The organism is Pseudomonas sp. P5_A2_2, from assembly GCF_054177685.1.
In genome coordinates, this window is the sequence record NZ_JBGCUL010000081.1 from 1 (window position 1) to 11,174 (window position 11,174).

An 11,174-nucleotide genomic window follows, 5' to 3' on the forward strand; every position below is an offset into this window, starting at 1 on the left:
CGCCTGGACCGTCTGGATTCGGCCCGTATCGGCAGCTCCCGCGCAATTACCCAGCTGATCCTGAACCTGGTGGAAGGTACGCCGATTCGCCTGTTCGACGGTGGCGAGCAAAAACGCTGCTTCACCGACATCGCCGACGGTGTGGAAGCCCTGGCACGGATCATCGATAACGACAACGATGTCTGCAATGGCCAGATCATCAACATTGGCAACCCGGAAAACGAGGCCAGCATCCGTCAGTTGGGCGAAGAACTGCTGCGTCAGTTCGAAGCTCACCCACTGCGCGCCAACTTCCCTCCGTTCGCCGGTTTCCGCGACATCGAGAGCAAAGCGTTCTACGGCACCGGTTATCAGGACGTGTCGCACCGCAAGCCGAGCATCGCCAATGCCAAGCGCCTGCTGGACTGGACGCCAACCGTGGAGATGAGTGAAACCATTGGCAACACCCTGGACTTCTTCTTGCGTGAAGCCATGCTCGAAATCGCGGACAAGCGTTGATGCAGGCGGGACTGCGGATCGATGTCGACACCTACCGGGGCACCCGAGAGGGAGTGCCCCGGTTGCTGGAAATCCTTGATGAAGCACAGATCAAGGCGACGTTCTTCTTCAGTGTCGGGCCGGACAACATGGGGCGCCACTTGTGGCGCCTCATCCGTCCACAGTTTCTCTGGAAAATGCTCCGTTCCAACGCAGCCGGCCTGTATGGCTGGGACATTCTGCTGGCCGGCACCGCATGGCCTGGAAAACCGATCGGCCGCGACCTGGGGCACTTGATGCGTCAGGCCCGGGATGCCGGGCATGAGGTTGGCCTGCACGCCTGGGATCACCACGGCTGGCAAGCCAACGCCGGGCGCTGGAACGACGCACAACTGGTCGAACAGATACGCCGTGGGGTGGACACCCTCGGCGACATTCTCGGGGAAAAGATCACCTGCTCGGCGTCCGCCGGCTGGCGTGCCGACGAGCGTGTGATCGAAGCCAAGCAGAGCTTCGGCTTTCGCTATAACAGCGATTGTCGCGGCCTGAGCCTGTTCCAGCCGCGATTGGCCGATGGTCACCTGGGTGCACCACAAATCCCGGTGGACCTGCCGACCTTCGACGAAGTGGTCGGGCCGACCGTCGCCGCCAAGGATTTCAACAGGTTCATCCTGGACCGGTTCACGCCGGAAAAACTCAATGTCTATACGATCCATGCCGAGGTAGAAGGGATTCTGATGGCCAACGATTTCCGTCAACTGCTGAGCGATGCACATCAGCGAGACATCCGTTTTCAACCCTTGGGCGACTTGTTGCCCCAGGCCCCCGCCAGTTTGCCGATCGGCCGCGTGGTACGCGGTGCGCTCGAAGGTCGCGAAGGCTGGCTGGGAGTGCAAGGCGCATGAGCAAACGCTGGGCTTTGCCGTTATTGCTGGTCATGGTAGCGCTGGCATACCTGCTGCCACTGGGCAGTCATGGCTTATGGATTCCTGACGAAACCCGCTACGCCCAGATCAGCCAGGGCATGCTCCTGAGCGGCAACTGGGTGTCGCCGCATTTCATGGACGTGCGCTATTTCGAAAAACCCGCGGCCGGCTACTGGATGATTGCCATCGGTCAGGCGCTGTTTGGCCAAAACCTTTTCGGAGTGCGCTTCGCTTCGGCACTGAGCACCGGTTTGAGCGTGCTGCTGTGCTACCTGGTCGCCCGCCGGATGTGGAACGAACCGCGCAAGAGTTTCGCCTGCGCGCTGCTGTACATGAGCTTCACGGTCATTGCCGCTTCGGCGGGGTATGCCAACCTCGACCCGCAATTCACCTTCTGGGTCAACCTGAGCCTGGTGGCGTTATGGTTCGCGCTCGACAGCACGAGCCGCGGGCAACGCCTGATCGCGTGGGCGGTGCTGGGCCTGGCCTGCGGCATGGGCTTCATGACCAAGGGCTTCCTGGCCTGGTTGTTGCCGGTGTTGATCGCCCTGCCCTGGATGATCTGGCAAAAACGCTGGCGTGAACTGCTGGTCTACGGCCCGGTGGCGGTCGTGGTAGCCATCGCTGTCAGCCTGCCATGGGCGCTGGCAGTGCACGCCCAGGAGCCTGACTACTGGCGGTTTTTCTTCTGGCACGAACACATCCGCCGTTTTGCCGGGGACGACGCCCAGCACAATGCGCCATGGTGGTATTACCTGCCGTTGCTGGTGGCATTCAGCATGCCGTGGGTCGCCTTGCTGCCGCCAGCGCTGAAGCAAGCCTGGCAGACCCGACGCCAGTCCAATATCGGGTTCCTGCTGCTGTGGCTATGGATGCCGTTGTTCTTCTTCAGTCTGAGCAAAGGCAAACTGCCAGCCTACATCCTGCCGTGCCTGTTGCCTCTGGCATTGTTGCTCGGCCATGCACTGGCTGACCGATTGAAGCTGGAGCAAGGTCGTGTCCTGGGCATCAACGGCCTGCTGAACYTGGTGGTGGGTGTGGTCACCCTGCTGGCCCTGGTTTATCTGCAACTGAAAAAGCCGATTTACGATCATGAACTGCACAACCTGGTGTTGGTGTTCATCGGCTTGATCGGCTGGATCATGACCAACGTGCTGCAGGCCTTCCGCCCGTTGCAGTGCTGGGCAGCCCCGGCTTTTGGCAGCCTGTTGCTCATCGGTTTATTGCCTGCCGGACTGCCCAATTCCGTAGTCGCCAATAAAACGCCTGACCAGTTCATCCTCGATCACGCCCAGGAACTTGGTCAGAGTGCCAAATTGTTGAGCAACGATCTGGGTGCCGCATCGGCATTGTCCTGGCGGGTGAAACGCCCGGAAGTGGCTTTTTTCAACACGATAGGCGAATTGAAATATGGCCTTGCCTATCMTGACTCGCTCAAGCAGCGCGTCGACCCCGACCAGGTGCAACAGTGGATGCACGACGCTCGCCAGCTTGGCCCGGTCGGTGTGGTCATGCGGGTCRAGGGCGAAGAAGAGCTGCGCGAACTCGAACAGTTGCCCAAAGAGGGCAAGCGGTATGAACAAGRCAACCTGGTGATTCTGATTATCCCTCAGGCGACGCTATGAGCCTGCTATTGCTCCTGGTCGCCTGTCTGTTGACCTGCCTGGGCCAGATCGCCCAAAAWTATGCAGTGGAAAGCTGGCGCGGCAAACCTTCCGGGTGGATGGACAAACTGCGCTCGCCCTGGCTTTGGCTGGCCCTGGCCTCTTTGGGATTGGGCCTGCTGGTGTGGTTGCTGGTGCTGCAACGCCTGGAAGTCGGGATTGCCTACCCGATGCTGAGCCTGAACTTCGTGCTGATCACCCTGGTCGCGCGTTTCGTGTTCCACGAAACCATCGACCGCCGCCACTGGCTGGGTGTGGCGCTGGTGATCGGCGGCGTGGCTCTGCTGGGGCAACACGCATGAACCTGAGTCGCGGTATCACCTTCGCACTGGGCAGCGTGTTGCTGGTCAGCGCCGCTCAATTGGGCATGCGCTGGAGCATGAGTCACCTGCCACAGCCAGAACAATGGCTCAGCGCCCACATCGACCTGACAGCCGTTGCCGTGGTGCTCGCGGCCATCTTCGCCTACGCCTTGTCGATGCTCTGCTGGCTCGCCGCCCTGCGGGACCTGCCCCTGGGCCGGGCCTACTCGTTGCTGAGCATCAGCTATGCGCTGGTGTACCTGCTGGCCGCCAGCCTGCCGCTGTTCAACGAATCATTCAGCCTTACAAAAAGCCTTGGTGTGGCATTGGTCATCCTCGGCGTCATTACCATCAATTCTCGACCTGCTCGTGCGCCCGAATTAAGGAGTGCTCCATGAAAATCAGTGTATTTGGTAGCGGTTATGTTGGCCTGGTGCAGGCAGCGGTACTGGCGGAAGTCGGCCACGACGTGGTCTGCATGGACGTTGACGAGAAAAAGGTCGAACTGCTCAAACAGGGCCATGTAAGTATTTTCGAACCCGGGCTGGCCAGCCTGGTACGCGAAGGCCTGGACGCCAAGCGTTTGCAGTTCACCAGCGACGAAAAATTCGCCGTCCTGCACGGCCAGGTGCTGTTCATCGCGGTCGGTACTCCATCCCGGGACGACGGCTCGGCGGACTTGCGCTACGTGATGTCGGTGGGCGAAGCGGTAGCACGGCATCGCGAGCAACCGGCGATCCTGGTGGAGAAATCCACCGTTCCGGTCGGCACCGGCGACGCCTTGCGTGCACACATCGACAAATGCCTGCTCAACGCCGGGCGCGTTTTACAGTTCGATATCGTCTCCAACCCGGAGTTTTTGAAAGAAGGTTCGGCCGTGGCTGACTGCCGCCGCCCGGACCGTATCGTCGTCGGCTGTGAACGCGACGAAGTGCGTGACGTGATGCGTGACCTGTACTCGCCCTTCAACCGCAACCATGAACGCATCATGTTCATGGACCTGCGCAGTGCCGAGCTGACCAAGTACGCCGCCAACTGCATGCTGGCAACCAAGATCAGCTTCATCAACCAGATCGCCGAGCTGGCCGAACACCTGGGAGCCGACATCGAATCGGTGCGCCTGGGCATCGGGGCCGACTCGCGTATCGGCTACCACTTCATCTACCCCGGTTGCGGTTACGGTGGCTCATGCTTCCCCAAGGACATGCGCGCCCTGATCCACAGCGCCGAAGAGGCCCATTGCTCCAGCGACCTGCTGCAAGCGGTGGAAGCCATCAACGAGCGGCAGAAACACAAGCTGTTCGAACGCATCAACGCGTTCTACAAGGGCGACTTGCGTGGCAAGACCTTTGCCGTTTGGGGGCTGGCGTTCAAACCCAATACCGACGACATGCGCGATGCACCGAGCCGGGTGTTGCTGGAATCGTTGTGGGCCGCCGGGGCGAATGTCCGCGCGTTCGATCCGGAAGCCATGCAGGAAACCCAGAAGCTGTATCCCGATGAATCGAAACTGATGCTCATGGGTACGCCCGAGTCGGTCTTGTCCGGTGCCGATGCACTGATCATCTGCACCGAATGGCAACAGTTCAAGGCTCCGGACTTCGAGCTGATCCAGCAGCGGCTCAATGCACCGGTGATCTTCGACGGCCGCAACCTGTACGACGCAGACCGTCTGGCACGCATCGGTATCACCTACTTCCCGATTGGCCGTGGCGAGTCGCGCAAATTGCCGATTCCTTACCAGCAATGGTCAACCGAATCAGTGGTCGCCTGAACCTCATGATCCCTCACATCCGCCAACAGTCCCTCGCGCTGGGTCTGTTGGCGCTGTTGTTGTTCTGCGCCGGGATGTATCAGCAGGCGGCCATCGGTTTCGATTCGCGCTTCGTGCTGTTCGCCCAGGAGATGCTGCGCAATGGGCCGTCGTTTTTTCCGACGACCTATGGCCAGCCCTACGCAGACTATTCGGGACTTTCAACGCTATTCATCTGGCTGCTTTCACTGCCGTTCGGCCAGGTCACCAGCCTGACCGCGTGGCTGCCGAGCGCCATCGCCGCAGCGGTCATCGTCACCTTGATGTACCGCCTGCTGGCCCCCTATTCCAGGCGTTGGGCGCTGCTGAGCATCGCCTTGATGCTGCTGACCAACACCTTCATCACGGAAACCCGCGCCGTTTCCCTCGATCTGATGCTGGCAGCCGTCGCGTTCAGTGTATTTTACCTGGGCTATACAGCCGATCACTTTGCGGCGCCGCGCCGCTGGGTTCTGATCTTTGCCTTGTTGATGCTGGGTTTCTGGATTCGTGGGCCAATCGGCCTGGTTATTCCTGCGGGGATGCTGTGCAGTTATTTCCTGGTCAATCGCCAATGGCGACGGCTGATCGTCTTCGGATTGCTGGCAGCGTTGCTGCTGGCGGTGTGCATCGGTCTGTTGTTGTGGCTGGCGGACATCAGTGGCGGCCCGGCCTTCCTGCAGGACGTGATTCGCATGCAGTTCATGGGGCGCATGGACGGCAGCGAGGGCGTCAACGATACGCTGTATTACTTCACCAGTTCGATGGGCAACTATGCACTGGCGTGGCCGTTGGCGGTGCTGGCGCTGGTGGCGGTCGGAATCTCTGGCCGACAACAGTCCGGGCCGGCATTGCGCCTGATGCTGTACTGCCTGGCGGCCGGACTGATCGTGATGATCGGCCTTTCCGTCCCCCAGGCGAAAAAGGCCCGTTACCTGCTGCCGATGCTACCCATGGCGGCCATCGTGGCGGCGTATCCGTTCTACGCCACACAGGGTCGATTGCTGGGTTGGCTGCGGGGGTTGATGCAGGGGCTGTGGCTGCTGATCCCGGGCCTGTTGATCGTGGCATTGCTGGTAGTACGGCGAAAATTTCCCGAGGAAGTGGCTCACCTCACTTCGTTATTCATCATTCTCGGCTTGCTACAAGTGATCGCCCTGGCGGCACTCAAGCGACCCCGCTGGCGAGCGCAATCATTGGCTCTTTGCGCGGTCCTGGCGCTTTGGTCGTTCTACATCCTGCAATTCGAGCCCATCCAACGCCAGCTCTTCGACACCCAGAGCTTCAGCCGTGCCACTGTCGAGCTCATGCAAAAAGACCCTGCGCCGTTGGTGATGCACGCGATGGGCAAGGATGCCAAGGCCATCAAGTTCATGGTCAACATCAAACAGGACCTGCAACCGGTTTTCACCGAATCGCCCCAGGAACTTGAAAACCTCAAAGGCCCGGCGTGGCTGATGATGGACCTGAACGTGTACCAGACACTGCGAGGCACGGCTATTGGTGCCCTGCCGCCAGTACTGAGCGGGCGGTTCGACAAGAATGATTTCGTGTTGCTGCACCTCAAGCAAATCCCGTAGCAACGACCGAGTGTCCGACTGCTGGAGTAGCGCTCACGATTGGGCTGATGCCGGCCCAATCGAATAAGGACATTCACCCCGTGACCACCTACTCCCCCCTCATCCGCCGCCTGCTGATCTGCTCGCTGACCATCGTCGTCAGCCGCGCCATCACCAGCCCCTTGCTCACACTGTTCGTCAGCGACAAGCTTGGCCTCAACCAACAGGACGTTGGCTTGCTGCTTGGCATTGCGGTGTTCGTCGCCACCCTGCTCTCCCTGTATGGCGGCTACATCATCGATCGCTTCGAAAAACGCCGACTGCTGATTCTCTCGATGGCGTCCAGCGCTGTCGGCCTGGTGTTGCTGACCTTTGCTGAAAACCTCTACCTGACCACGATCACCTTGATCGTCACCGAAACCGCCTCGTCGCTGTTCCTGATCGGTTCGAAAGCGATCCTCAGCGACAACCTTGCGGTGGGTCAGCGCGCCAAGGCGTTCTCCCTGAGCTATACGCTGACCAACATTGGCTACGCTGTCGGGCCGATGCTCGGCGTGCTGATTGCCGGCGCCTTTGCAAGCGCACCGTTCCTGATCGCTGCGGCCATCGCTTTTTTCAGTATTTTCCTGATGACCGGAGTTCCCAGGGACCCGGCCAGTGTGCCTCTCACCGGTCGGGCGCAGAGTTTTCTCAAAACCCTGATCACCCTGAAAAACGACCGCACCCKGATCCTGTTCACCGCTGGCTGCCTGCTCAGCACGGTGGTGCACGGGCGATTTACGTTTTACCTGTCGCAATACCTGCTGGTGACCAGTAATCCCCGGCACACCATGGAAATCATGGCCGCCCTGCTCGCGTGCAACGCCATCAGTGTGATCTTGTTGCAGTACCAGATCGGGCGTGTTCTCAAGCGAGAGCAACTGCGCCAATGGATCGTTGCCGGCACCGGCCTGTTCATCCTCGGGCTGATCGGCTTCAGCCTGGCGGACAGTCTGGTGAGCTGGTGTGTGGCGATGTTTATCTTCACCCTCGGTGAAATCATTATTTATCCGGCCGAGTTTCTCTTCGTCGACACCCTGGCTCCGGAAGAACTGCGCGGCAGCTATTACGGCGCGCAAAACCTTGCTGCGCTTGGCGGTGCGTTGAGCCCGGTGATTTGCGGCTTCATGTTGATGCACACCCCGGCGCCGACAATGTTTTACGCCTTGAGTGCACTCGCGGCCCTGGGCGGTTTGCTGTGCTACATCAGCGGCCGACGGGGCAACTTAAAGCAAAATTAATGCACTGAAAGCTCATTAATATGAATTTGTCAGTAGCTGGATTGAACGGCACACTGTGCGCGTTCCTCCCCCAACAGTTGGAACAACTTCAAGGGCTTTCTGGGCTTCCCAGCCAAGCCCTTTTTTTTGCCTCGATTTTTCTGCCGGAGTTTTTCTCGGAATGCTTGCTCGCTGGTTGCCCGCCGCCATCAACACCCGTCCCACCGAATGGAGCCGCGCCGCCATTGGCATGGCCCTGGGGACGCTGCTCAGCGTGTGGCTCTGTGGCCAGGTGTTCGGCATTGAGGTGGCCCAGCACTTGATCGGCCCGCTGGGGGCATCGGCAGTGCTGTTGTTTGCCGTGTCTTYGGGTGCGCTCGCGCAACCCTGGTCGATTCTCGGCGGTTACTTGAGCGCCGCGGTGATTGCCTTGCTGGTGGCCCATGTATTGGGCCGAACCCTCGGTAGCGCTTGCCTGGCCGCGGGCATGGCGTTGGTCCTGATGTGCTGGTTGCGGTGCCTTCATCCACCGGCCGGTGCATTGGCCCTGACCCTGGTACTGGCCGATCCGGCGACCATTGCCATGGACTGGAAGGCCATTGAGCCGGTGATGCTCGGCGCTGCGACGATGCTGCTCAGCGCCCTGGCCTACAACAACCTGACCCACATTCGATACCCCAAGGGGACCAGCGAACCGGTAGCCGTGATTCCTGCCGATCACCCGCCGGTCGACCGTCAGGCCATCACCGCCGAAGACCTGAAACTGGCGCTGGCTGACATGGAGGCGTTCTATGACGTCACGCCCGAAGACCTCGAACAGTTGATCCAGGCCAGCCAGCTGCACGCCAAACGCCGCAGCGTGGGCGAGGTGTTCGCTCCACGACTGTAAGCCACTGACTTGGCGGTTCTTTTGCCGTGGCCGGAATCAAGATTCTCGCGGTGGCCGGCCTGCATCGGCGCTACATGCTGATCGTGGCAATTTCCCTCGGCATGGGCCTGGGGGTGGCCGCGGTGCCGGAAGTCTTGCGTGAACTGCCCAAGGCCCTGCACAACATTTTCGAATCGCCCATCACCGTCGGCGCGCTGTGCGCTATCGTTCTTAATATCTTCCTGCCCGAGGCATTCATCGAACTGGAAGAGGACGAATTCGATCCGCAGGCCCAGTGCTTCAAGTGATGCAGAACCCCGATGTGACCGCCTGGGATGAACCCGCAAAGGCTGCGGTGGTCGCACAGTCAAACCGCTAGCCATTTTTCAGATGAGAGCACGTCCATGCGCAGCGTTCACGCGGTCCTGATTTCCCTCCTGCTCTGCCTGAGCGCCTGTTCCTCACTGCCCAATCGAGACCCGTTGAAAGTCAACGTCGTGGGCATCGAGCCCCTGCAAGGCGAGGGCATGGAAGTGCGCTTTACCGTGAAAATCCGCGTGCAGAACCCCAATGACACCACCCTCGTCTACAGCGGCGTTGCGCTGGACCTGGACATCAACGGCCAACCCTTCGCCTCTGGCGTCACCGATGAGAGTGGCTCGATCGGGCGTTTTTCCGACACCGTCGTGAGCGTGCCGGTCAGCGTTTCGGCACTTTCGGTGATCCGCCAGACCTATGGCATCAGCCGGATGAAAACGCTTAACAACATGCCCTACATCCTGCACGGCAAGCTCTCGGGTGGGGTGTTCAACACGATGCGTTTCGTGGACAGTGGCATACTCAAACTGCCAGGATCGACCACTGGCAGCCGTTAGCCTGCGAAGAGATGACCGTTGCGCCGCTGAATTCACTCGGCGTCATTGAGAATCAGGCTACGGTAGTGCCCAGGATTCGATCCCGACCACTTGCGAAACGCCTTGTAGAACGAACTGACATCCGCGAACCCCAGCCGCGTGGCGATTTCGCTGAAGCTGATCGCGGGCTCGGCCAGCCAGACAATCGCCAGCTCCTTGCGCACGCCGTCCTTGAGGCCTTGATAGGTTTGCCCTTCTTCGGCCAGTCGGCGGCGCAGGGTTGATGCCGACATGCACAGGCGTTGCGCCAGGACTTCGGTTTCCGGCCAGTGTTCGGCCGGCAGATGGCGTAGATCGTGTTTGATGCGACTGGCCAGGCTCTGCGGATCGCGGTACTTGACCAGAATGTTCGCCGGCGCATGGGCCAGGAATCGCTTGAGCTCTTCCGCACTGCGCTTGATTGGCAAATCCAGGTAATCGGCGGAGAAAATCATCCGCGTGCGCTGACGGTCGAAACGCAGGTTCTCGGAAAACATCACCTGATAGTCATCGCAGAAATCCGGCTTCGCACAGCGCAGTTCGATGGCCAGGATTGGAATCCGCCGCCCTGCCAGCCAGCAGGCCACGCCGTGCACGATCATCCAGTAAGTGAAATAGGTGAAGGCCCGACGCGGGTCTTTGTCGTCCTCGAGAAGGACGATTTCCGCCAGGCTTTGTTGGCGCACCAACTGCGCCGGCAGGTGTTCGAGGATCAACGACAGAAACGCCAGGCCGCTGGCCAGTCCCGCCGCCACGTTGGGCTGGTGCATGGCGCTGCGACACAGAAACGCAAAGCTGCCGGATTTCAGTTTGCGTGGGTCCATGCCAAAAAACTCATCGTCCCCGCGCCGTGCCAGCAGCCGCCACAGGCGCGCATAAGCCGTGGCCGGAACGCGGGCGCCGGTGTTGCCCAACAGCTGCGGGGCGATGCCAACCTTGATCAACACCTCGTCCGTGGCGATTCCCGGCGCGCAGCTTTGCAACAGTGCTTCACGCACCAGTTGAATGGAGATGGTGTCTTTTTCCGACATGGATCGCGGCAAGCCCTGTTCTTGTTCGAGTGGGGGGCATATTAGCTGAAACCATCCGCTGAACGCTGATCGAATAACCCTGTGGGAGCGAGCTTGCTCGCGATGGCTGCTTGGCAGGCGACATGGATTTTTGAGGGTGTGCATATCCGTTTCTGCGGTAACGGCGGCTTAGGGTTCCGCTCTTACAGCCAGCCCTTTCAAGGTGTTTTCCCTTTATGGGCCTTGAGCACCCGATCCGTCGACACATGAGCATGCGCAGCTTTGCCGTCCAGCCACTCCTTGGGTTTGGCGATTTTGGGACCACGTAGGCTTTTGGCCACTTGCTTGGGCTTGATATTCCTGGCGAGCGCCAACAGTCGTGTTGCCAGCGTTTCTGAGGTCGTTTGAAGTGTCAGGTAATCCG

11 protein-coding genes and 2 pseudogenes are annotated in these 11,174 nt (G+C 60.1%); 11 read left to right on the forward strand and 2 right to left on the reverse strand.

Annotated features, from left to right (window positions below; all coding sequences use genetic code 11):
• The 11 genes and pseudogenes from ACXRVY_RS08810 to ACXRVY_RS08860 all read left to right on the forward strand — a co-directional run.
• Positions 1–498: NAD-dependent epimerase/dehydratase family protein (locus ACXRVY_RS08810; protein ID WP_458237261.1), on the forward strand; the 498-nt coding region annotated here is incomplete at its 5' end.
• Positions 498–1,382, forward strand: a complete 885-nt coding sequence (arnD, locus tag ACXRVY_RS08815; protein WP_223460777.1) for a 4-deoxy-4-formamido-L-arabinose-phosphoundecaprenol deformylase — start codon at positions 498–500, stop codon at positions 1,380–1,382. The genes ACXRVY_RS08810 and arnD, both read left to right, overlap by 1 nt.
• Positions 1,379–3,028, forward strand: a complete 1,650-nt coding sequence (gene arnT / locus ACXRVY_RS08820) for a lipid IV(A) 4-amino-4-deoxy-L-arabinosyltransferase (protein WP_458237262.1) — start codon at positions 1,379–1,381, stop codon at positions 3,026–3,028. Before arnD ends, arnT begins: the two co-directional genes overlap by 4 nt.
• The gene (gene arnE, locus ACXRVY_RS08825) at positions 3,025–3,369 is read left to right on the forward strand and encodes a 4-amino-4-deoxy-L-arabinose-phosphoundecaprenol flippase subunit ArnE (RefSeq protein ID WP_458237263.1); all 345 of its coding nucleotides are present in this window, start codon (positions 3,025–3,027) and stop codon (positions 3,367–3,369) included. Before arnT ends, arnE begins: the two co-directional genes overlap by 4 nt.
• Positions 3,366–3,767 carry a 4-amino-4-deoxy-L-arabinose-phosphoundecaprenol flippase subunit ArnF gene (gene arnF / locus ACXRVY_RS08830; RefSeq protein WP_223460781.1) on the forward strand — a complete coding sequence of 134 codons (402 nt, stop codon included), beginning with the start codon at positions 3,366–3,368 and terminating at the stop codon, positions 3,765–3,767. The genes arnE and arnF overlap by 4 nt, the downstream gene beginning before the upstream one ends.
• Positions 3,764–5,143 carry a UDP-glucose dehydrogenase family protein gene (locus ACXRVY_RS08835; RefSeq protein WP_223460783.1) on the forward strand — a complete coding sequence of 460 codons (1,380 nt, stop codon included), beginning with the start codon at positions 3,764–3,766 and terminating at the stop codon, positions 5,141–5,143. The genes arnF and ACXRVY_RS08835 overlap by 4 nt, the downstream gene beginning before the upstream one ends.
• Positions 5,144–5,148: 5 nt before the next feature.
• The gene (locus ACXRVY_RS08840; protein WP_223460786.1) at positions 5,149–6,741 is read left to right on the forward strand and encodes an ArnT family glycosyltransferase; all 1,593 of its coding nucleotides are present in this window, start codon (positions 5,149–5,151) and stop codon (positions 6,739–6,741) included.
• Positions 6,742–6,821: 80 nt separating this feature from the next.
• Complete coding sequence (locus tag ACXRVY_RS08845) at positions 6,822–8,000, forward strand: MFS transporter (RefSeq protein WP_458237264.1); 1,179 nt, start codon at positions 6,822–6,824, stop codon at positions 7,998–8,000.
• A 160-nt stretch (positions 8,001–8,160) separates the two neighbouring features.
• A complete protein-coding gene (locus ACXRVY_RS08850; RefSeq protein ID WP_458237265.1) occupies positions 8,161–8,868 on the forward strand; it encodes an HPP family protein in 708 nt (235 codons plus the stop codon).
• A 14-nt stretch (positions 8,869–8,882) separates the two neighbouring features.
• Positions 8,883–9,226 (forward strand): annotated as a pseudogene (locus ACXRVY_RS08855) (xanthine permease XanP); the annotation flags it as partial.
• Positions 9,227–9,251: 25 nt separating this feature from the next.
• On the forward strand, positions 9,252–9,722 hold the full coding sequence (locus tag ACXRVY_RS08860; protein ID WP_223460794.1) for an LEA/WHy family protein: 471 nt from the start codon (positions 9,252–9,254) through the stop codon (positions 9,720–9,722).
• Between the two features lie 32 nt (positions 9,723–9,754).
• On the opposite strand, the gene ACXRVY_RS08865 is transcribed toward ACXRVY_RS08860, so the two are convergent.
• Complete coding sequence (locus ACXRVY_RS08865) at positions 9,755–10,771, reverse strand: AraC family transcriptional regulator (RefSeq protein WP_223460819.1); 1,017 nt, start codon at positions 10,769–10,771, stop codon at positions 9,755–9,757.
• A gap of 197 nt (positions 10,772–10,968) precedes the next feature.
• Positions 10,969–11,174: pseudogene (locus tag ACXRVY_RS08870) on the reverse strand (IS4 family transposase); the annotation flags it as partial.